The 21,355-nt window shown below is 32.0% G+C and carries 22 protein-coding genes and 1 pseudogene; 12 read left to right on the forward strand and 11 right to left on the reverse strand.

Annotation, left to right across the window (positions count from 1 at the left end):
- Nucleotides 1-75 precede the first annotated feature (75 nt).
- From KA824_RS03900 to KA824_RS03920, 5 genes and pseudogenes are all read left to right on the forward strand, one after another.
- Complete coding sequence (locus tag KA824_RS03900; protein ID WP_107383917.1) at nt 76-942, forward strand: sugar phosphate isomerase/epimerase family protein; 867 nt, start codon at nt 76-78, stop codon at nt 940-942.
- Nucleotides 943-1,024: 82 nt separating this feature from the next.
- Nucleotides 1,025-1,918: a sugar phosphate isomerase/epimerase family protein gene (locus tag KA824_RS03905; RefSeq protein ID WP_107383918.1), complete on the forward strand. Its 894-nt coding sequence runs from the start codon at nt 1,025-1,027 to the stop codon at nt 1,916-1,918.
- Nucleotides 1,915-3,059 (forward strand): annotated as a pseudogene (locus KA824_RS03910) (Gfo/Idh/MocA family protein). Before KA824_RS03905 ends, KA824_RS03910 begins: the two are co-directional and overlap by 4 nt.
- A gap of 26 nt (nt 3,060-3,085) precedes the next feature.
- On the forward strand, nt 3,086-4,093 hold the full coding sequence (locus KA824_RS03915) for a Gfo/Idh/MocA family protein (protein ID WP_107505122.1): 1,008 nt from the start codon (nt 3,086-3,088) through the stop codon (nt 4,091-4,093).
- Between the two features lie 193 nt (nt 4,094-4,286).
- Complete coding sequence (locus tag KA824_RS03920; protein WP_107383921.1) at nt 4,287-4,847, forward strand: dihydrofolate reductase family protein; 561 nt, start codon at nt 4,287-4,289, stop codon at nt 4,845-4,847.
- A gap of 136 nt (nt 4,848-4,983) precedes the next feature.
- Here KA824_RS03920 and KA824_RS03925 read toward each other — a convergent pair whose 3' ends face one another.
- Complete coding sequence (locus KA824_RS03925; RefSeq protein WP_019468795.1) at nt 4,984-5,184, reverse strand: hypothetical protein; 201 nt, start codon at nt 5,182-5,184, stop codon at nt 4,984-4,986.
- 213 nt (nt 5,185-5,397) lie between these two features.
- Between KA824_RS03925 and KA824_RS03930 the strand changes: the two genes are divergently transcribed.
- The 5 genes from KA824_RS03930 (at nt 5,398) to brnQ3 (ending at nt 10,752) form a co-directional block, all read left to right on the forward strand.
- Entirely contained in the window at nt 5,398-6,207 is an 810-nt protein-coding gene (locus KA824_RS03930; protein ID WP_107383922.1) for a VOC family protein, read from the forward strand.
- A 23-nt stretch (nt 6,208-6,230) separates the two neighbouring features.
- Nucleotides 6,231-6,434 (forward strand): DUF6501 family protein, encoded by a 204-nt coding sequence (locus KA824_RS03935; RefSeq protein WP_107383923.1) that lies wholly within the window; start codon nt 6,231-6,233, stop codon nt 6,432-6,434.
- Between the two features lie 159 nt (nt 6,435-6,593).
- On the forward strand, nt 6,594-7,385 hold the full coding sequence (locus tag KA824_RS03940; RefSeq protein ID WP_107383924.1) for an ATP-binding protein: 792 nt from the start codon (nt 6,594-6,596) through the stop codon (nt 7,383-7,385).
- Nucleotides 7,386-7,397: 12 nt separating this feature from the next.
- Nucleotides 7,398-9,287, forward strand: coding sequence for a vWA domain-containing protein (locus KA824_RS03945; RefSeq protein WP_107383925.1), 1,890 nt, complete (start codon nt 7,398-7,400; stop codon nt 9,285-9,287).
- A 121-nt stretch (nt 9,288-9,408) separates the two neighbouring features.
- On the forward strand, nt 9,409-10,752 hold the full coding sequence (gene brnQ3 / locus KA824_RS03950; protein ID WP_210133237.1) for a branched-chain amino acid-like transporter carrier protein BrnQ3: 1,344 nt from the start codon (nt 9,409-9,411) through the stop codon (nt 10,750-10,752).
- Nucleotides 10,753-11,030: 278 nt separating this feature from the next.
- On the opposite strand, the gene KA824_RS03955 is transcribed toward brnQ3, so the two are convergent.
- The 3 genes from KA824_RS03955 to KA824_RS03965 are packed head-to-tail and all read right to left on the reverse strand — an operon-like array spanning nt 11,031 to nt 13,096.
- Nucleotides 11,031-12,164 (reverse strand): toxic anion resistance protein, encoded by a 1,134-nt coding sequence (locus KA824_RS03955; protein WP_107383927.1) that lies wholly within the window; start codon nt 12,162-12,164, stop codon nt 11,031-11,033.
- Between the two features lie 28 nt (nt 12,165-12,192).
- A complete protein-coding gene (locus tag KA824_RS03960; protein WP_107383928.1) occupies nt 12,193-12,813 on the reverse strand; it encodes a 5-bromo-4-chloroindolyl phosphate hydrolysis family protein in 621 nt (206 codons plus the stop codon).
- 13 nt (nt 12,814-12,826) lie between these two features.
- Nucleotides 12,827-13,096, reverse strand: a complete 270-nt coding sequence (locus tag KA824_RS03965) for an acylphosphatase (RefSeq protein ID WP_107383929.1) — start codon at nt 13,094-13,096, stop codon at nt 12,827-12,829.
- Between the two features lie 332 nt (nt 13,097-13,428).
- Here KA824_RS03965 and msaA point away from each other — a divergent pair, with 332 nt between their 5' ends.
- Both msaA and cspA read left to right on the forward strand, forming a co-directional pair.
- Nucleotides 13,429-13,734, forward strand: coding sequence for a regulatory protein MsaA (gene msaA, locus KA824_RS03970; RefSeq protein ID WP_064208967.1), 306 nt, complete (start codon nt 13,429-13,431; stop codon nt 13,732-13,734).
- 184 nt (nt 13,735-13,918) lie between these two features.
- Nucleotides 13,919-14,119, forward strand: coding sequence for a cold shock protein CspA (gene cspA / locus KA824_RS03975; RefSeq protein ID WP_001831260.1), 201 nt, complete (start codon nt 13,919-13,921; stop codon nt 14,117-14,119).
- 166 nt (nt 14,120-14,285) lie between these two features.
- Here cspA and lysA read toward each other — a convergent pair whose 3' ends face one another.
- From lysA to KA824_RS04010, 7 genes are all read right to left on the reverse strand, one after another.
- Complete coding sequence (gene lysA, locus KA824_RS03980; RefSeq protein ID WP_107383930.1) at nt 14,286-15,551, reverse strand: diaminopimelate decarboxylase; 1,266 nt, start codon at nt 15,549-15,551, stop codon at nt 14,286-14,288.
- Nucleotides 15,552-15,554: 3 nt separating this feature from the next.
- Nucleotides 15,555-16,628, reverse strand: a complete 1,074-nt coding sequence (locus KA824_RS03985; protein WP_181187572.1) for an alanine racemase — start codon at nt 16,626-16,628, stop codon at nt 15,555-15,557.
- Nucleotides 16,625-17,782, reverse strand: coding sequence for an amidohydrolase (locus KA824_RS03990; protein ID WP_181187571.1), 1,158 nt, complete (start codon nt 17,780-17,782; stop codon nt 16,625-16,627). The genes KA824_RS03985 and KA824_RS03990 overlap by 4 nt, the downstream gene beginning before the upstream one ends.
- 201 nt (nt 17,783-17,983) lie before the next feature.
- The gene (dapD, locus tag KA824_RS03995) at nt 17,984-18,703 is read right to left on the reverse strand and encodes a 2,3,4,5-tetrahydropyridine-2,6-dicarboxylate N-acetyltransferase (RefSeq protein ID WP_107383933.1); all 720 of its coding nucleotides are present in this window, start codon (nt 18,701-18,703) and stop codon (nt 17,984-17,986) included.
- 22 nt (nt 18,704-18,725) lie between these two features.
- Nucleotides 18,726-19,448: a 4-hydroxy-tetrahydrodipicolinate reductase gene (dapB, locus tag KA824_RS04000; RefSeq protein WP_107383934.1), complete on the reverse strand. Its 723-nt coding sequence runs from the start codon at nt 19,446-19,448 to the stop codon at nt 18,726-18,728.
- Nucleotides 19,445-20,332 (reverse strand): 4-hydroxy-tetrahydrodipicolinate synthase, encoded by an 888-nt coding sequence (gene dapA / locus KA824_RS04005; RefSeq protein WP_107383935.1) that lies wholly within the window; start codon nt 20,330-20,332, stop codon nt 19,445-19,447. The genes dapB and dapA overlap by 4 nt, the downstream gene beginning before the upstream one ends.
- Before the next feature lies 1 nt (nt 20,333).
- A complete protein-coding gene (locus KA824_RS04010) occupies nt 20,334-21,323 on the reverse strand; it encodes an aspartate-semialdehyde dehydrogenase (protein ID WP_107385784.1) in 990 nt (329 codons plus the stop codon).
- Nucleotides 21,324-21,355 lie beyond the last annotated feature (32 nt).

Consider the following 21,355-nt stretch of genomic DNA (forward strand, 5'->3'; position numbering starts at 1 on the left):
TGTTGTTAATTTTCCCTCAAATTATAATTATATTATAACACTAAAATATAAATATTTTTGAAAGGAAGAATGAATATGACATCTACACAAATTGGCGTTCAAATGATGATGCTCAAACAAAAAGTACAAGAAGAAGGATTGTATAACGTGCTGAAGAAAGTCAGTGATTTAGGTTATAATGCGGTCGAGATTTCTCAAATCGACATGAATTCACAAAACATTGAAGAAATGCAACAAGCTATTAATGATTTCGGTATGAATATTGCAGCAATGTCCTGTGGTGTAGAGGATATATCTGCTAAACAAAAATATCCTGGAGATACTTTACAAAATGATTTCGATAAAATTGTAGCAGACTGTAAAGCTATAAACTGTTCTATATTGAGAATAGGGATGTTACCAATTAACTATATGGGGTCTAAAGAAAGCACCTTACAATTTGCTGAAATCTGTGAAACTTATGCCAAAAGACTTAAAGATGAAGGAATTGATTTATACTATCATGCGCATAATTTAGAATTTGTTCAATACAATGGACAGTTTATGCTTGATTTAATGAGAGACAATACTCATTATTTAGGTTTCGAGTTAGATGTACATTGGATTTGGAGAGCAGGACTGAATCCCATAGATGTCATACCAAAATATGCGAATCGTATTCGTGCTATACATCTTAAAGATTATCGTGTAGGCGAAATAGATATGTCGCAATATCCTGGGGAAGGTCATGAAAAAATATATTATATGTTGCATATGATTACTCAATTTGCTGAATTAGGAAAAGGTACTTTACCGCTTAAAGATATTATTGAAATTGGACGTGAAAGCGGCAGTGAATATTTCTTTGTTGAACAAGACGAACTATACGGCGAAGATCCATATGATTGTTTAACAATTAGCCGTAACCATTTATATGATTTAGGTTATAAATCTTGGTTTTAACATATGCTTTTAAATAAGAAATATGTGCTTATTTATCATCGAATAAGTAAGCGCTACCAAAAATGATGAGGATGTTGATACGATGTTTAAAAATATTGAGATCTCTGGATTTTCTGATGAAATCGCTTCAGATTTTCAGACACAGTTAAAAACGGTAAATGAGCTAGGCATGAGATATATTTCCTTACGTGGTATTAATGATAAAAATATTGGTGATTACTCAGTAGAAATGATTAAGAAAGATGTAGTTCCTCGCTTAAAGCAATGGGACATTGGTGTCTCTTCTATAGGTTCACCAATCGGTAAAATTTATATAAACGATGAAAATGCATTTAAAAAACAATTAACAATGCTCAAAGCATTATGTGAAATAAGTCAATTGCTCAATTGTCAGTATATTAGAATATTTAGTTTTTACATTCCTAAAGAGGACAATTTTGATGCTTATAAAGATATTGTGATTTCAAAATTAAAAGAATTTGCAAAAATCGCTGAGCAATACAATATTATACTGTTACATGAAAATGAAAAAGATATTTTCGGTGATATTGCTCGTCGATGTAAACTTATTCTTGATGAAGTAAACTCTCCAAATTTCAAGGCGATATTTGACTTTGCGAATTTTGTCCAATGTGGGGAAAATACACAAGACTGTTATGACTTACTTTCAGATGACATAGCGTATATCCACATTAAAGATGCAGTATATAAAGATAATTTTAATGTGCTTTGTGGTACAGGTGATGGTCAGATTGAAAGTATCTTAGTACAATTTTTTGAATCAGGTTATCAAGGTTTCTTAACACTTGAACCTCACCTTGTGGTTTTTGATGCTATTAAAGACTTAGAATTAGAACATTCAACTGAAACAATTCAAAATTCTGCTGCAAAAGATGGCGCAGAAGGATACAAAATGCAATATGAAGCACTTTTAAAAATATTATCTAATATAAATAAAAAGGAGAATACACAATGAAAAAAATCCGTTTAGGCATTATTGGTTTGGGCGCTCAAGGTAGTACGTATGCTGAATTTATTAAAGCTGGTAAAATACCACAAATTGAAATTGGTGCGATTTGTGACATCAATGCTGAAAAGAAAAGTGAAGTAGAAAAACAGTATCCTAATGTACCATTTTATAATGATTATATCGCTATGCTAGAAAGTGGAGATGTTGATGCAATTGTTACAACCGTTCCTCATTATCTGCATACTGATATAGGTAAAGAAGCATTAAAACGAGATATTCACGCTTTACTTGAAAAGCCGGCTGATATTTATGCTGAAAAAGTGAGAGAAATAAGTGAATTAGCAGCATCTAACCACACTTAACATTTGCTATATTCTTTAATCAACGCACAAATCCACTTTACCAAAAAGTAAAATCACTCATTGACGCCGGTGAAATAGGAAATGTTCGTCGCACGAATTGGATTATTACTACTTGGTGGCGTCCTCAAGCTTACTATAATCAAAGTTCATGGAGAGCAACTTGGTCAGAAGAAGGTGGAGGCGTTTTAGTAAACCAAGCACCACACCAAATTGATTTATTACAGTGGCTATGTGGTATGCCAAAATCTGTATTTGCAAATATTAAATATGGTTATCAGCGTGATTTAGCAGTTGATGATGATGTTACAACCATACTAGATTATGGAAATGGTGCGACAGGTGTGTTCATTACATGTACCCATGACATCATTGGCACCGACCGTTTAGAAATCACAGGTGATAAAGGGAAAATATTAGTTGAAGATAGTAAAACAATAACTTTGACACGTTTGAAAGAATCCGAGACACAAATGAATCGAAATATGACTTGGAAAGAAGCAGCTGAAATTTTTAAAGGCAATGGTTTAGAAAATATTTATGAGCAAGAAACACTTGAATTTGAAAGTGTATGGGGTGAACAGCATATGAATGTATTAGAAAATTTCGCTGCTAATATCATTGATGGTACGCCTCTAATTGCACCTGGAAAAGATGGTATAAACGGCGTGAATCTAGTAAACGCTATTTATTTATCTAGTTGGACAGGTAAAGAAGTAACAGTTCCAGTAAATCCCTCAGAATTTAAGGATGCATTAAATAAACAAATTCAAAACGAAGCACATTAAAAAAGTTTAAAATCGGAGCTGGTAATATGTTGAAAATTGGAATTATAGGGCTAGGTGATATTTCAGCAATACATCTAAACGTGATAGAGACAAATTCCAATGTAGAATTAGTTGCTGCATGTGATATAGATAAAGCTTTGCAAGCTAAAGTACCCAACGCTCTTTTTTTTACAGATTTTGAAGTTATGTTAGAGGAAGTGGCGCTAGATTGTGTACATATTTGCTTGCCGCATCATTTGCATGTATCTGCGACGACTGCCTGTGTAGAAAAAGGTATACATGTATTGCAAGAAAAACCTTTATCAATCAACGCTAAAGAAGGATTAAAATTAATACAATTAGAACAAAAAAATCCAAACACTAAAATATGTGTTTGTTTTCAAAATAGATTCAATGATACATTTCAAACTTTACAACAAATAGTAAAAAGCAACAAATTTGGTGACATCATTGGTATAAAAGGAATCGTTACTTGGTTCAGACCCGAATCATATTATACTGATAAACCATGGCGCGGTAAATTAGATACCGCTGGAGGAGGCGTATTAATTAACCAAGCCATTCACACGTTGGATTTAATGCAATTACTTTGCGGTCCCGTTGATACAATTAAAGGCAATGTATCACAGTTGTTAGATTATCGTATCGAGGTCGAAGATACTGCTTCTGCTCATATAAAATTTGAAAATGGAGCAAATGGTATGTTTTTTGCAACTAATGCTAATTTTGGCAATTCAAGTATTGAGCTTCAAGTCATTTTTAAAAATGAAAAATTTACAATTAAAGATAATATACTTACACGTGTCAATAAAGAAGGTTACAAAATCCATATTATTGAGGATAAAAAGCTACCAGGTACAAAATCGTATTATGGACCAAGCCATGGGACACTCATAAATCAATTCTACGAATCAATTTATGAAAATACCCAAAATTATGTACACGTCAATGACGCATTACCATCAATTGCAATCATTGATGCGATACAAAAATCTTCACAAGCAAATGAGACAATTCATTTTACTAGTGTTTAACATACAAATGAAATTTTGTTTTATTGTGGAACATGACCATTAGCGATTAAAAGCATACTTATTCAATTTAATTAATGAACCGGATAGAAATCTTTTTATATCGATTTCTATCCGGTTTTATTATCATTTGATTTATTGTAAATAGTAATTTTATAAACTATAATAAACATTACCAAAATAAGGAGTAATCACGATGCCTACAAATAAAATTATCTTAGATTTAGCGATTACATTGGATGGATATATAGAAGGACCGAATGGAGAAGTTGATTGGTGCATCATGGATGAAGAAATGAACTTCAATCATTTTTTAGATCAAATTGATACCATTATATATGGTAGGAAAAGTTATGATTTATGGGGCGAATTTATCCCAAATTTAAAGGACGATCAATTTGGAGATAAAACGATGTGGGACCAAATTCATAGCAAGCATAAATTCGTGTTTACTAACCAACATTATAACGATAAAGATCAAACAAAATTTATTAATAGTGACGATATCAGTGGGATGGTTTTTAAAATTAAAGAGCATAGCAATAAAGATATTTGGCTCTATGGTGGCTCAAATATTATCACAACTTTTATAAATCTTAACCTTATTGACGAGTATAGGCTTTCAATCCACCCAGTCATTTTAGGTTCTGGCAAACCACTTTTTGAACATATTCAAAATCGTGTAAACATAACTTTGTGTGACACACATGTTTACAAAAGTGGGGTAGTGCAAATGATTTATCAAAAATTAGAGTAAAAATAAAGGTATAGATATTAATCTCATGTTCAAAATAAAGGACGCATCCGTAGTTAATGGATGCGTCCTTTATTTAAAATTTACGATTTCAACCGTTATTGTCATTTATATTCTTGACTATTTTAAAACGTTTTATTTAAGCAATAAATACAAATAGTTCAATAATTGCTAGAATTAAAAACACTAGAAAAACAATGCCGTAAATATTATTTTTCTTTATACTTTCTTTGCTTGCTTTTTGCTGTTTTGCTTTATTATTTATATTGGAAAAGAAAGTAATACCTGAATAAACTGCAATAAGTACTGTGACACCAAATAAAATCCATGTACCAATCATATATACAACCTCCTCTAGTAACTTAAATAAATATTTGAACATATAAAATAATTATTCCTATTATATACCTATATTAATACATTTCTGCTAATCCTCCAATGTTTAAAAATTACAATTTTGTAAATACAAGCACAATCAGATACTTCATCATACAAATAACATGAAAAATAAGTTATAATGTATTGAAAAGATATGAATAGAGGGGTTAATATAATGAATGGTCTTAGAAGTGTTACTACAGGGACAAATGATTTAAGTAAAACCAAAGAGTTATTCTCAAACATACTTGGATTAAATGTGGCAGATAAAGGACAAGCTTTACGTTTTGGTGATGCTGAATTAAATTCAGGTACACGTATACATTTTGTAGAAGTACCAAACTATATTAACAAAAACAACCATATTGAAAATATCGGATTGAGGGTTCCAAGTGATGAAGGAATTGAAGAATATCAATCTATTTTAGAACAACATCAAATTTCTTTCAGTTCACCTACAGATTTAAATGGCCATAAATACTTCAATTTCCAAGATCAAAATGGTCAAACATTTAATATTTATTCCAATGAACATAATTCTGGCACACCATTAGGTATACCAACATTCGAAAGTAATGTAAACCCATTACATCAGATTCAAGGGCTAGGACCTGTAATCTTAAAAGTTAATGATATTGTACTCACACAATCTATTTTAACTAGAGTATTTGGCCTAGAACATTTTGCAGAATATACTCCTAGTGATCATGCTGAATTTAAAATACAAGTTTTTCGTATAGGTGATGGTGGTTTAGGCGGTGAGCTACATATTCACGCATCAAACGAGGAAATTTTAATGCCTGAACATGGTATTTTAGAACAAATCGAATTTGGAATAGAATCTAAATCACAATTTCAAAAGACTATTGAAGAACTTGAATCCATAGGAATACCTTATCAAACGTTAGATCAAGAAGGCGAAAGATCTTTAAGAATCACTGAAAAAAGTGGTATTACATTCATTTTAACCTTAGAAACTTCATAATAAAAAAGAGAGGATTTTTAGAAATGTTACACGAAACTTGGAAAGATCATACACCCATTAAAAAAGTAGAAGTTACACATACAGATGCGCAAAAATTCACAGTCTCTGACATGTTAACTGTGGGACAACAATATGATGTAATAAATGAAACTGAAGAATATTATCAAATCATCGACAACTCTGGACTTGTTGGTGGCTACTTTAAAACCTACTTTAAAGAGATATAATTTACAGTATGACACATGTACTATTGAAAATGTGCATTTTAAATATTGCTTAAATTAATAAGACTAGGGCTATAATATCAAACATTATTCAAGCCCCGGTCTATTTTTAATGAAATGGATTTTTTATAACTTATTTTAAATTTAAAGGAGTAAGAAACAATGACGAACTCACAATATATTAATAAAGATGAAACAGTATTTGATGATGCAAAATCATTGATGGCATTGAATAAAAATATTTTATTAAAAGGACCAACGGGCTCAGGAAAAACAAAGCTAGCTGAGACTTTAAGTGAAACAATACAACGACCAATGCATCAAGTCAATTGTTCAGTAGATTTAGATGCTGAAAGTTTATTAGGTTTTAAAACTATACAGACAAATGAAAATGGTACTCAAGAGATTGTATTTATTGATGGACCAGTAATCAAAGCAATGAAAGAAGGCCATATTCTTTATATCGACGAAATCAACATGGCAAAACCAGAAACATTACCAATTTTAAACGGTGTATTAGATTACCGCAGAAAATTAACAAATCCATTCACTGGCGAAGTGATTAATGCTGCTCCAGGATTCAATGTAATCGCTGCAATAAATGAGGGATATATTGGTACATTACCGATGAACGAAGCACTAAAAAACCGTTTTATAGTCATTCAAGTCGATTATATTGATGGGGATATATTAAATGATGTAATTAAAGATCAAAGCCAATTAGCAGATGATACGACAATACAAAAAATCATTAATTTTAATGAAGATTTACGAACAATGACTAAACAAGGTCAAATATCTGAAGAAGCAGCGAGCATACGTGCTTTAATTGATTTAAGTGATTTGGCTACCGTGATGCCTATAGAACGTGCCATCAAACGTACGATTATTGATAAACTAGAAGACGAACGTGAACAACAAGCGATATTAAATGCGGTAGAATTAAATTTTTAGTGAGGGATATTTATGAGCGATCGTTTTATATTATTTAATGATGAACAGCTAGATGCAAAGCAAGTGATGATGCTACAAGATTTAGCTCGATTATTACTAAAAAATGAACAAACACAAGTTAAAATTCAAAAATTCCCATATTACGATCCAATCAATAATATGTTAATAACGAGTTCTTTTTGGTCACATAGAAAAAAAGATATTGAAACAACAGGGCTTAAAACAGATGTTATGCTCGCAGCTTATGGCTACCAATTAATGGATGAAACAGTAGTCAACGAAGTTATTCACAATGATACGTTTAAACATCCAAAATTTTTTCAACAACTGTTTAAATTACTAGAAGATAAAAGAGTATTGAATGAAATTGTTAAGCAACGACCATCTACTAAAGATGCAATTCACATGCGCAATGAAGTTAGATTAAGCTATACACGTACTCAAATTAATGTATATAAAACAAAAAAGACATTTACAGATTTGCTCTTTTTATATTTAGAATCTTCATTTTTAACTGAAAACTTTTACGACGTACCTCAAATTGGTCCACAAATTGATGATATTCTGTTAAATATGTATCAATATCTACCTAATTTTTTCTATAACGATTCTTCTGAGGATAATTTGTACTTAGCTGAACGAATCATGTTTCAAATTGATGATATCTTAAATGAAGATATGCTAAACGAATATTATCATTTACCTAAAAAAGTATATGAGGCAATTCATGAGCTTAATTTTGAAGATTTAAAACGAACAGATGCAAGTAATACTGATAATGCTTCAAATAATGATCATGATGAAGAGAGTGTCAGTGAAGATATAGAATCCAATCATCAAGATAGTGCTTCACAAGGTGGTGCATATTTAGAAATGGAACTTCATGAAGGTGAAAATAGTGATGTTGTTGGTGATAATGACACTGCCAGAGAAGGTGATAGTGGTGATGATATGACAGATATGCAAACAAAGAAAGGTAAAGGTTCCACAAACCAAGTTGAAAGTGATGAGGGCGGATCAATCGGCAATAATTCTATTTTTGCATTAAAAGGCATAAATGCAAACGTAGACGTTAAATGGAACGTACCTGAAATACGACCTGAATTTCAAAATGAATATCACGATGTTGAAAACGAAGTACAATTTGAAACAAAAGATTTGATACAAATTATCAAAAAAACAATAGATAGAGAATACCAAGATGAGCGTCGAAATCTAACCAAAGGACGATTACAAAAAAATTTATTAAATTGGTTTATTGATGATCAATATAAATTATTTTATAAAAAGCAAGATTTAAGCCAAACTTTTGATGCAACATTCACATTGTTAGTGGATGCTTCGGCAAGTATGCAGGATAAAATGTCTGAAACAATCAAAGGTGTCGTTTTATTTCATGAAACGTTAAAATCATTAAATGTAAAACACGAAATTTTAGCATTCAATGAAGATGCATTTGATGCTGACGATACAAAACAACCTAATATCATTGATGAGATTATAGCTTATGATCAATCAACTATAAAACGAGAAGGACCTAGAATAATGGCCCTAGAACCTCAAGATGATAATAGAGACGGTGTGGCAATTAGAATTGGAAGTGAACGTTTAATGCGCAGAGCGCATAATCAGCGTTTTCTAATCGTATTCTCTGATGGTGAGCCATCAGCTTATAATTATAGTCAAGATGGTATTCTTGATACTTATGAAGCAGTGGAAACAGCTCGTAAATTAGGAATTGAAGTTTTCAATGTATTTTTAAGTCAAGACCCAATTACAGAAGATGTTGAAGAAACAATTCATAATATTTATGGTAACTATGCAATTTTCGTAGAAGGTGTAGAAAATCTACCAAGCCATCTTGCACCATTACTTAAAAAATTATTATTAAAATCTTTTTAGTACGTAATTTATTTATAAAATCACACATAAATTGAAATATTCAGAAATTTATATAGACGCATTCTTATAAATCGTGATAGAATAGTAAATATTATTTTATAGGCAAGAAGGAGAACGATTTATGAATAAAAATACATGGATTATAGGGTTTACACTGTTCGCTATGTTTTTCGGAGCAGGGAATCTTATATTTCCACCAAATTTAGGTTTAGATAGCGGTCAATTCTTTTGGCCTTCCATATTAGCATTTGCTTTAACAGGTATAGGATTACCATTATTAGGGGTAGTCGTTGGTGCTTTAGATAAACAAGGTTATATTGGTTCTTTGAATAAAATTTCGCCAAAATTCTCTGTTGTATTCTTAATTATCATATATTTAACAATAGGACCACTTTTTGCAATACCACGTACTGCATCAACGTCATTTGAAATGACAATTACACCAATTGCCCATACTAATAGCAGTTTAGCATTGTTTATATTTACAATTATTTACTTTTTAGTAGTTTTATGTTTATGTATCAATCCAAATAAAATGGTAGATCGCATCGGTTCATTGTTAACACCTTTATTATTGATTACTATTTTAGCGATGATTATCAAAGGGTTTGTTGATTATGGTAGCAATACACATAGTCAAGCAGCTGAAGCTTTCACTTCTAATTTTGCAGGATTTTCTCAAGGATTTACTAATGGTTATTTAACGATGGATGCTATTGCTGCCATTGCTTTTTCAATGATTGTAGTTAATGCGGTTAAAGCGACTGGTGTCACGCATGCTAATAAAATTTTCAGACAAACACTATTAGCTGGTATTATTGCTGCAGTTGCACTTATGTTCATTTATATTTCTTTAGGATTTATAGGTAACCACATGGCTGTACCGCAAGAGAAAGTTGCAAGTTTAATTGCTAATGATCAAAATATTGGTACATATTTACTAACAACAATGGCAAGCACTGGATTTGGTGCTTTTGGGAAGTACTTGCTAGGTATTATCGTAGCACTTGCTTGTTTAACAACTGCTTGTGGATTGATTGTATCTGTTTCAGAGTATTTTAATAGAATATTCCCGAGAATTTCATACAAAACTTACGTTATCATCTTCACATTAGTGAGTTTTATTTTAGCAAACCAAGGATTAAATTCAGTGATTACGATGTCAGTTCCAGTTTTAAGTATTGTATATCCAGTAGCTATCACTTCAGTACTACTAATATTAATTGCACGTTTTGTTCCAACAAAACCAATTGCACAGCAAATTCCTGTAGCGGTGGTTTCCATTGTTTCGATCCTTAGTGTGGTGCATACTCAAGGGTGGATTAAATTAGGCCTTATTGATAACTTACCATTGAAAGATTATTCATTAGAGTGGTTCCCAATTGCAGTTATTACTACAATTATTGGTTATATTGTAGCGCCATTGTTTAAAAAACAAGAAACTATCGTTTACGAAAAAGAATAATATAATCAAACAGCTAGGGTATCGTTATCCTTCATTAATAAATAAACGTCAATTTCTATCTTATTTTAATAGAAATTGACGTTTGCTGTATATTGGGATAGATTCATCATACGAAACTTGGCATATTACTGATGAGAAAAATGATTTCTTGATTATAATTTAAGACAATGGTATAACATACAAAACAAAATCTTCTATTCAAGAAAAAAGCCTGTGAATGAATCATGGAATGCATTCATTCACAGGCTTTTTTTATAAACTTATATTTTAAATTCTTTTTATTTTTCCTGTTTCATACCTAATAATTGATTCTTCATTTCTGTTTCTAATTGGTTTAATTCAGTTTCTGCTTGTCTACGTTTATTTCGACCTTGTTCTTGAATTTGGAGCGTTTGTTCAATCGTATCAATAATATCTTGTTGTGTTGTTTTTAAGGTCTCAATATCAACGACACCACGTTCATTTTCAGTAGCTGTAGCAACTGCATTTTGTTTTAATAGTTCTGAATTCTTGAGTAACAAATTATTCGTTGTATCTGTTACTGCTTTCTGTGCAGAAACTGCATTGCGTTGTCTCATTAACGTCAAAGCAATTGACATTTGATTTTTCCATAAAGGAATGCTCGTTAAAATGGAACTTTGAATCTTTTCTGCTAAGGCATGGTTTACATTTTGAATCATTCGAATTTGAGGTGCTGTTTGTATAGCAATTTGTCTGGATAGTTGTAAGTCATAAATACGTTTATCTAATCTATCTATAAACTGTTCCATATCTGATACAGCTTGAACATCCATTTGATTACCTGTAGATTCAGCTTGTGCGTTTAATTTAGGCACATCTTCCTGTTGGAGTACTTGTTGCTTTCTTTTAGCAGCTTCAATATACAGTGTTAATTCATCAAAATATGTTTTATTTAAATTATACAATTCATCTAGCATTCCTATATCTTTATTTAAATTATTTTTATGTTTGTCTAATTCAATAGAAATACGATCAATTTGAGAACCGACAGATTGCATTTTTGAAAAAATTTCATTTACTGATGCTTTTGTTCTTCTGAAAATACGTTTTAATTTCGATTGATTTTCTGGGTTTAACTCATCTGGGTTTACTGATTTAAGTTTGCTCATCAATCCATTTAAGGATTCCCCAACAGGGCCAACATCTGTAGTTTTTACCTCATTAAGAATACGGTGTGAAAATTGAGACATATCAGATTGTGCAGTAGTACCATAATTTAATAAGCTATCATTATCCATTGGTTTTATTTGTTTACTCAATTCATCAATTTTCTGTTGATCTTCTTGAGTAAATTGTTTTGTGCTGTTGATAATTTCCGATTCATTTGCTGATTGTTCATCAATATATTTATCCAATGGATGCGAATTTAAAAAGTCTTGTTCTCTTACCATTTAATTTCACTCCATTTCTTCATGTAATTTACTTATGCCTTTTTTGTTCAATTTTATTTAATTCCATTTCTATATCTAATTGACTATAGTCTTCTTCATTAATTCTCTTTAAGTCCGCTACTAAAGTTCGTTTAACTTCATCTAATGTGATACGAGTTTGTGCTAACTTTTGCTTTTCTTCTTCAGATTTTTTTGGAGATTTTGCTAATCTCGTATAAGATTCAATGAGATTCAATGCATTATCAATATGAGAGTAGAAAAAACTTTCTACTTTAAAAAACATTCTGGGTTGTTGTTTAACAGCAAAGTAAATAGCTCGAGATAATCTATATATTTCATTTACTTGTCTAAAATCTTTGATTGATCTCACATTAACAAAAGATTTTAAAATTCTTCTTATCTTGTCTTGAGCATTATTTAATTGACTATTTACAAAATGATAATCTCTTCGTGTTAAGCCAATTTCATTTAAATATTTTCTAGAAGTTAAACGCTGAGTAGGGAAGTAGAATGCTATAAACGCTACTGCAGAAATAAGAAAATCAAAAATAAAATTTAATTCTAATGCAAATATACTAGAAATCCACGCGATAACTGCTATTGGAAAAGCAATAATGGTCCCATAAATTCGCGAAATATTATATCTCAAACTTCATCTTCCTTTATAATGTACTAAAATTTTTCCATGATGGGTTCGTTTCTATTTCTTCAATTTCATAATCTTCAACTTGAGAAGCAGGTGAAGCACCCTCAATGATAGCGTTAATAAATGAAGTTAGTGATGTCTCATCACTTTGGGCATAAATCTCTACATAATCAGATATATTTTGAACAGTACCCACAACATTATATTTTCTTGCTATCTTCTCAGTATAATAGCGAAAACCAACACCTTGCACTATACCGAATACTTTAATATGTTTGCATTGCATATAATCACCTCTTATTATCATTATACGAAATTTTGTCATACAAAACTAATATTTTTGTCTGAACAACAATTGTCTATCCGTCAAAAGTATGAAACAGATAACTTGATTTTGTGTATGATACAGTTAAAATATTACACATAGCTATTTAGCAATATCATTTGAGTATCGATGAATAAATGTATTCTTTTAATACATTACATACATATAGCTAATATTTGCAAATAAATCAAAATAAACGTAATAAATCAAACTTAATATAATGTTGATAATGAACGAAAAATGTATTTGACGAAGTTAAAATATGAAGTTGAAAGTGAAAGGGTGTAATTTACATGTGGACAGTTGCAAAAATTCGAGCTGATTATGAAGGCTGGTGGTTATTTAGTGACTGGACTGATCATATCGTAGAACAATATCATTTTGAAAACTATGAGAAAATGCTAAATTACTATCAATCAATCATTGAAAATAGTAAAAGGCATTATGATAATTTCCTAGTTGGTAAATACAATATTCATGCATTTTATAATAATTGTGAATTAGGATTTTGTGAAGATTGTGATGAAGATTTACAGATTTTTTATAGTTATATTGTTTTAAATAATAATGAAGTTTATTATAAATTACCGATTGTTTAATAAATTGTTTTTTCATAATTGCATTGCATTTTCAGCTATTATGGCTTATAATATGAGTCAAGCAATTGTTTTATTCCATATTGCAAAGAATATTGTAAGACAGATTTACACTGTGAAATTGTATTTTTTGTAATATGCGAATAATGCATATTGAATGAATATTAGTCTTGGAGGTTTCACATTTATGAAACAAGGTACAGTAAAATGGTTTAACGCTGAAAAAGGATTTGGTTTTATCGAAGTAGAAGGAGAAAACGATGTATTCGTACACTTCTCAGCGATTAACCAAGAAGGTTACAAATCATTAGAAGAAGGTCAATCAGTTGAATTTGAAGTAGTTGAAGGCGACCGCGGTCCTCAAGCTGCGAACGTTGTAAAACTATAATATAGATTGCAATATTGACTATAAAAAGAACCTTGTTAAAGGTTCTTTTTTAATATACAAATTAATAAATTGTAACTTAAAAAGCTCTTTTTAAAGTGAATACTCGTAAATCGAGTACTTTAAAAAGAGCTTTTAAATATATTTGGTTCTTTATAATACTAACAAGTTATTTTGTATCATTTATTATTAATTGTCGCAATGATTGTCGTTTTATAACTTCTCTCGCTTTACTATCTTTTAAAAAGAATACTGATGGCTTTTGCATTTGGTTATAATTAGAAGCCATGGAATAATGATAGGCACCAGTTGATAATACTGCTAGATAGTCACCACGCTTAACTGTACTAGGTAACTTAGCATCTTTAATTATAATATCTCCAGACTCACAAAGTTTACCAGCAATTGTTACAGTTTCATCTTTAGGCTCATTTCTATTAACTAACAATGCTTCATACTGTGCGTCATATAACGCAGTACGGATATGATCACTCATACCACCATCTACCGATACATATTTGTTAACATTGGGAATCTCTTTGATTGTGCCAACTTCATATAATGTTATACCAGCTTCTCCAACAATGGATCTCCCAGGCTCTATTCCAATTTCAGGAAGAGGGTAGTCGAATTCAGTTGAAAATTGTTTAATTGCATCAGTGATTTCAGTAATACCTGTTTCGATAGGGAAACTAACATCACCCTCAACATATTTAATACTGAAGCCACCACCCAAGTTAATCAGCTCAACATTTATAGCATTTTCTTTTAACCATTGAATTACTATTTTTGCAGTTTCAATCATTGCTTCTGTGCCTTCAATTTGTGATCCTACATGAAAGTGAACGCCTTTTAATTTTAAATGCTTAGTGTTTTTTACTTTTTCAACTGCTTGTATTGCCAACCCATGTTTAATTGACAGACCAAATTTACTATCTTCCTGACCAGTTTGAATAAATTCATGAGTATGTGCTTCTACACCAGGGTTTAAACGTAATACGACATTAACCGTTTCACTCGCATACTTATCGATGAGTTCTATTTCTTCTAAAGCATCAATAACGATGTAACCAACTTGACTTTCTAATGCATACTGTATCTCATGTTTTGTCTTGTTGTTACCATGAAAATGTATATGCTGTGGATCAAAACCTGCCTCCAATGCTGTATACAGTTCTCCTTCAGATACTACATCAAGTTCAAGACCTTCTTCTTGTACTAATTTCACCATTTGTAGACAGGTAAATGCTTTAGAAGCATATGAAATGTTATAGTTCAATCCACTTTTCTGAAAAGCAGAGTGAAATCGTTGCATTTGTGTTCTGATTTGATCTTCGTCATAAACAATCGTAGGGGTACCGAAACTTTGTGCTATTGTTTTAAGACTTGTACCTCCCATTGTTAACTCGCCACGATCATTATATTCTACTACCATAATTTATCTATACTCCTTTATTAGTGAGTCATGATTCATTGCACTTAATTGTTCAGAATTCGCGCCAACACCTTTAAATGTAAACTCATCAACACGAATATCATTATTATATAATATTACTTCGTCTTGTGCATGCACGTTATGATCAACTTCAACAAACATATGACTCATCATCAACGCACGAATAGGGTAACGCTTGCCATTGATAAGTGCCTCATGTTTTGCTCTTGACTTAAGAATACCATCTCCATAGCCAATATCAACTACTGCTAATTTTGTATGATCATGTTTAGCTTCAAATGCAAAACTATAGCCACAATAATCTCCTTCATTTACTTCACGAATTTGGATGACATTACCTTTTACAGTCAATGATTGTTCAATCGCATTTACATCAATTGTTTGATAAGGTCTAGAGCCATAAAGCGCAATACCGACTCGCGCATGTGTATGGTTTTCAAGCACACCGTTTTCTCTATAATAGCTTGCACTGTTTTGTGCATGTATCATATCAAAGTGATAACCTTCGTCTATTAATGTACTAACAATATCTAACCAAGCCTTACGCTCTACGTTATATTCAGATACATCAAATTCATCAGCATATCCAAAGTGGGTCCATAAACCAGCGATATGCATTTTATTTTTATTTGCATTTTTCATATGATGATGTATCACTTCTCTTATTTCATCAATATTTTTCAAACCTGAACGGTGAAGTAAATTTTCAAATTCTAAATGCACTTGAATACCTTGTAAATCTTCAATATGTTCATAATAGAAGTTTAATGAGGGGAGGGTCATTTGAATCTGATAATCTCGTACTTTATCAAATTCATACACCGCATTCATTAAAAAAATTGTTGCATTAGGGGCTAATTGTCTAATGCGAACTGCTTCTCTTAAGGAAGTCGTACTAAAGGTATTGATACCTGCTTTTAAAAATTGCTGTACAGCAAATTCCAATCCGTAATGATAAGCATTATTTTTAACTACTGCCATAATTTGATTATTTTGGATTACTTTAAGCGCACTATTATAAAATCGTTGAGCATCCACAGACCATATTGCTGTCATTGTGTTTCCACCTCACTGTATGATTTTAAAATCGCTTCATAATAATCTACAATTTTAATTAACATATGTTCATTAAAATTTAAATGGGCAGTATGCAACCCTGTTACAAAACCATTTGACTCGTCTCGTACACCGACAAAAATAAAATAACTAGGTGCAAGTTGACTATAAAAGCTAAAATCTTCGCCAAATAAATACGGTGTGGGCTTGTCTACTATTGTTAAGTTGGCAATGTTCAGACCATTTTCAACATGTTTACGTAATTCAGGTGAATTATATGTTGGCGGATAGCCTTCTTCAAACTTCACTTCACAATCAACATCAAACAATAATTTTACACTTTCAGCAATTTTGTTCATTTGCTGTTTAACAGTTTCCAAATCATAGACATCATAAGTTCTAATTGTACCTTCTAAATAACCATTGCTAGGAACTGTATTTATGGCTTCTCCAGCTTCAAAATGACCCATATGTACAATATTTCTCTTTAACCCATTTAAATGGAATTGTTGTATCTGACCAACTTGACTTAAAACATGCTGTAGCGCTTCTCCAGCAGAATGTCCTTGCTCTTTGTCCGCAACATGACTTGATAGACCAGTTAAATAAAAACGATATTCTGTGGCACTTGCTGTAATTTCTTCGTCACGAATCACAACTCGACCTTCATCTTCAAAAGGCATTACGTGAATACCAAATATAGCTTCGATAGGGTATTTATCAAAAGCGCCTGCACGGATTAAACGATTTGCGCCACCTCCAGTTTCTTCAGCTGGCTGAAAGATAAATACAATATTTTGAGGTAGTGTACCTTGATCTGCCATAGATTTACATCGTATAACAAATAGCATTAATGCAGTTGTATGTCCATCATGCCCACATGCGTGCATAACATTATCAGTTTTACTACGATACGGGATGTCATTCTCTTCATAAATAGGTAAGGCATCTATATCCGCGCGATAAGCAATCGTATGATTACCATTACCAGGAAGATAGGCAATCAAACCCGTTTCCAGTGGCCGATGATATTCGATATTAAGATCATCTAAAAATGCTGCAATATATTTAGTGGTTTCAAATTCATGGAGGCTTAATTCTGGATGTTGATGTAAGTGACGTCTATGGGTTGTAACAAATTCTAACTCATTCATTAAAATCAAATCCTTTTAGTTATTGTAATATGTATAGGTATAAATTAATGCTCAATTAAGAAGATTTATGTATAAAAAGGAGGTTAGACGACTTGCATAGTTGCATATTGATATATACATTAAAATAAATGTATTTATCAATGATTGCATGTTATGTCGTCTAAAACCTCCTATAAATATTAAAATTTCAGTTTTTATTAATTAATCATTTAATTTTCTTAGTGCTGAAACGATTTCTCTTTTTGAATCTTCAACTTCACTTGTTTGCTTAATTACTTTTGCTGGTGTTCCAGCAACTACAGATCCAGCAGGGACATCTTGCGTAACGATTGCACCAGCTGCAACAATAGAACCTTCACCAACACGAACACCTTCAAGAATCACTGCATTTGCACCAATGAGTACGTCATCTTCAATGACCACTGGTGATGCACTAGGCGGTTCAATTACACCAGCTAATACTGCACCAGCTCCAACATGGACGTTTTTGCCCGTAGTAGCACGACCGCCAAGTGTTGCGTTCATGTCTACCATTGTTCCTTCACCAACTACAGCACCGATGTTGATAGTAGCACCCATCATAATTACTGCGCCATCTTCAATAGTAGCTTGTTCACGAATAAATGCACCAGGTTCAATACGTGCATTAGTATTGGTTAAGTCTTTTAATGGAATTGCTGAATTACGACGGTCCATCTCAACTTCTAATTCATCAATCACTGATTGATTATTTTCATAAAATTGCTTCCAATCATCCGCTTCACAAAAGATTACTTTAGAATCAGAACCACCAAACACTTTAAAGCTGTCAGGGAACGTTACTTTGTCAAACTGACCATTCACATAAACTTTAAGTGGTGTAGATTTCTTTGCATCACTTATATATTGAATAATTTCTTCTGCCGTTAAATGTTGTACCATAATTTAATTCGCTCCTTAAAAGTTATAAATTATCAAATGTATAAAATTCATTTGATTTATTAATTAATTTTTCTGCTGCACCAATCGCTCCATTAGCAAAAATATCTTTTGATTGAGCGCGGTGGGTGATTTCTATTGTTTCATCAGTACCTGCAAATAAAACATCATGTTCCCCAACAATCGTACCACCACGTATTGAGTGAATACCAATTTCATCTTGGGAACGCTTTTCATTTATTTCATGTCTGTCGTAAACTGGTGTTGTCTTTTCACGTAAAGACTCAATTACATCATAAAGTTTTACTAATGTACCACTAGGCGCGTCCACTTTTTTATTATGATGTGCTTCTGTAAGTTCAATGTCAAAATCTTGAAGTAGGGGAACAGCAGCTTCCAAAATTTTAGTTAATGCGTGAACCCCATAACTCATATTTGCACTGAAAAATACTGGCATTTCACTACTTAATTCTTTTAATTTTGCAATAATTTTTTCTTTTTCTCCAGTTGTTGCGATAACTAATGGCAAATTAAATTCATCGTCTAACAAAGGCAACAATAACTCTGGATTTGAAAAATCAATTGCGACATCAGCATCTTTAACGTCTGAAATACTTTGGTACGTTGGATAAGGATATGATTTTGAGGAATTAGGTACAATCACACCTTCAATTTGATGTCCTTTTTCTTCAGCTAATCTTGCTACCCGTTGATTCATGGCTCCATAGCCTATTAAAACAATCTTCATGTATTGTCACCTGCTTTAAATTGTTCGTATGCTTGCTCTAACGTTTGACGTTCTGCATCTTGAAGCTTCACTAATGGGAGGCGTACTTCATAATTACCAAACCCTTCAACCGCTGTTAATGCTTTGATTGGAATAGGATTGACATCAACAGCTAATGCATCTAATAGTGTTTGAATTGGTTGAAATTGTGAATTGATATCTTTTCTACTTTGTTTTGCTTCGAATAAAGACTGGAACGCATTAGGAATTACATTTGCTGCAACAGAAATGACACCGTGACCACCTTTTTCAAAATAATCAACCACATTATCATCATTACCGCTGTACAAAGCAAAGTTATTTAAATCTAATCGTTTTTTCAATTCATCCATATATTCAAAATCATTAGTAGCATCTTTTATCGCTACAATATATTCATTATCACTTAATGTTTCAACTGTTTCTGGATTAATAGTCATGTTCGTACGTGAAGGTACATTATACAAAATGACAGGTAATTTTACTGCGTTAGCTATAGTTGTAAAATGTTCAATCAATCCACGTTGATTTGTTTTATTATAGTAGGGCGTAATCAACATAATACCATCTGCACCAATTTCTCTCGCACGTACTGAAGCTTGGATAGATTTTTGAGTATTATTTGTACCCGTTCCAGCGATAACTGGCACTTTACCATCTACATAATTAACAACTGTCTCCAACACTTGATCTTTTTCTTCATCTGTTAAAGTAGGATTTTCGGCTGTTGTACCATTAACCACAATACATTTCGCATTATTTTCTAATAAATATTTTACATGTCTTCTAAGCGCATTTAAATCAACTTCATTGTGTGTAAACGGTGTTGTTAGAGCAACACCTACACCTTCAAAAATATGTCCCATTTTATTTTACTCCTTTCAAACTCATTACTTGTTCTAGAACTTGTACTGCATTTAAAGCCGCACCTTTTAGTAAATTGTCTGAAGTACACCAAACATGGAAAGTATTATCTAATGAATCATCTCGACGAATTCTACCAACAAAAATTTCATCTTTGCCAGTAGCGTTAACCGCCAATGGATATTCATTTTGTTCTGGATTATCAATAAGTACAACGCGTTGATCATTGTCAAAGAGTTGCTGAATCGCTTGAACTGAACTTTCACTTTCAAGCGTAACGCTCATATGTACACTGTGACTATCTTGAACAGGTACACGTACACAAGTTGCTGTTACTTTTAAATTATCATCTTTTAAAATTTTTCTAGTCTCATCAATCATTTTTTGTTCTTCTTTTGTATACCCATTTTCTAAAAAACTATCAATATGTGGCAACACATTATTATAGATAGGGTGAGGGTATGCTTCCGGGTCTTTACCATTCGCACCTTCAGATAAGTCTTGTCTACCTTTTACACCAGAACCTGAAACTGCTTGATATGTTGTATAAGCTACACGCTCTAGGCCAAATGCTTCTTGTAATACTTTTAAAGGTACAACTGATTGAATAGTAGAGCAATTTGGATTAGCGATAATCTTTCTGTTTAAAACAGGTTCATTAACTTCAGGTACAATTAAATCAATGTCATCTGCCATTCTCCATTGACTAGAATTATCAATAACAATGGCACCAGCTTGTTCAAAAATAGGGGAGAAGTGGGCACTTGTACTTCCACCGGCACTCATTAAAACATAATCATAATGTTCACTTGCAGCCTCTTCAGTTAATTCTTTAACAGTATACGTTTTGCCTTGGAATTCAATTTCTTCTCCTGCTGAACGTGCTGAAGAAAACAATACTAATTCATCAAACGGTACATTTTTACGATCTAATGTTTCTAACATTTTTCTTCCTACTAAACCAGTTGCGCCTGCTATTGCTAATTTTGTCATAGAATATACACTCCATTTTCATTTTTATAAGT

Source organism: Staphylococcus sp. GDY8P198P (assembly GCF_017891615.1).
GTDB classification, from domain to species: domain Bacteria; phylum Bacillota; class Bacilli; order Staphylococcales; family Staphylococcaceae; genus Staphylococcus; species Staphylococcus cohnii.

Bases quoted from the DNA above. Each gene is read 5' to 3' on its own strand.
- KA824_RS03900 (WP_107383917.1), top strand. From the start codon at position 76: ATGACATCTACACAAATTGGCGTTCAAATGATGATGCTCAAACAAAAA.
- KA824_RS03905 (WP_107383918.1), top strand. From the start codon at position 1,025: ATGTTTAAAAATATTGAGATCTCTGGATTTTCTGATGAAATCGCTTCA.
- KA824_RS03915 (WP_107505122.1), top strand. From the start codon at position 3,086: ATGTTGAAAATTGGAATTATAGGGCTAGGTGATATTTCAGCAATACAT.
- KA824_RS03920 (WP_107383921.1), top strand. From the start codon at position 4,287: ATGCCTACAAATAAAATTATCTTAGATTTAGCGATTACATTGGATGGA.
- KA824_RS03925 (WP_019468795.1), bottom strand. From the start codon at position 5,184: ATGATTGGTACATGGATTTTATTTGGTGTCACAGTACTTATTGCAGTT.
- KA824_RS03930 (WP_107383922.1), top strand. From the start codon at position 5,398: ATGAATGGTCTTAGAAGTGTTACTACAGGGACAAATGATTTAAGTAAA.
- KA824_RS03935 (WP_107383923.1), top strand. From the start codon at position 6,231: ATGTTACACGAAACTTGGAAAGATCATACACCCATTAAAAAAGTAGAA.
- KA824_RS03940 (WP_107383924.1), top strand. From the start codon at position 6,594: ATGACGAACTCACAATATATTAATAAAGATGAAACAGTATTTGATGAT.
- KA824_RS03945 (WP_107383925.1), top strand. From the start codon at position 7,398: ATGAGCGATCGTTTTATATTATTTAATGATGAACAGCTAGATGCAAAG.
- brnQ3 (WP_210133237.1), top strand. From the start codon at position 9,409: ATGAATAAAAATACATGGATTATAGGGTTTACACTGTTCGCTATGTTT.
- KA824_RS03955 (WP_107383927.1), bottom strand. From the start codon at position 12,164: ATGGTAAGAGAACAAGACTTTTTAAATTCGCATCCATTGGATAAATAT.
- KA824_RS03965 (WP_107383929.1), bottom strand. From the start codon at position 13,096: ATGCAATGCAAACATATTAAAGTATTCGGTATAGTGCAAGGTGTTGGT.
- msaA (WP_064208967.1), top strand. From the start codon at position 13,429: ATGTGGACAGTTGCAAAAATTCGAGCTGATTATGAAGGCTGGTGGTTA.
- cspA (WP_001831260.1), top strand. From the start codon at position 13,919: ATGAAACAAGGTACAGTAAAATGGTTTAACGCTGAAAAAGGATTTGGT.
- lysA (WP_107383930.1), bottom strand. From the start codon at position 15,551: ATGGTAGTAGAATATAATGATCGTGGCGAGTTAACAATGGGAGGTACA.
- KA824_RS03985 (WP_181187572.1), bottom strand. From the start codon at position 16,628: ATGACAGCAATATGGTCTGTGGATGCTCAACGATTTTATAATAGTGCG.
- KA824_RS03990 (WP_181187571.1), bottom strand. From the start codon at position 17,782: ATGAATGAGTTAGAATTTGTTACAACCCATAGACGTCACTTACATCAA.
- dapD (WP_107383933.1), bottom strand. From the start codon at position 18,703: ATGGTACAACATTTAACGGCAGAAGAAATTATTCAATATATAAGTGAT.
- dapB (WP_107383934.1), bottom strand. From the start codon at position 19,448: ATGAAGATTGTTTTAATAGGCTATGGAGCCATGAATCAACGGGTAGCA.
- dapA (WP_107383935.1), bottom strand. From the start codon at position 20,332: ATGGGACATATTTTTGAAGGTGTAGGTGTTGCTCTAACAACACCGTTT.
- KA824_RS04010 (WP_107385784.1), bottom strand. From the start codon at position 21,323: ATGACAAAATTAGCAATAGCAGGCGCAACTGGTTTAGTAGGAAGAAAA.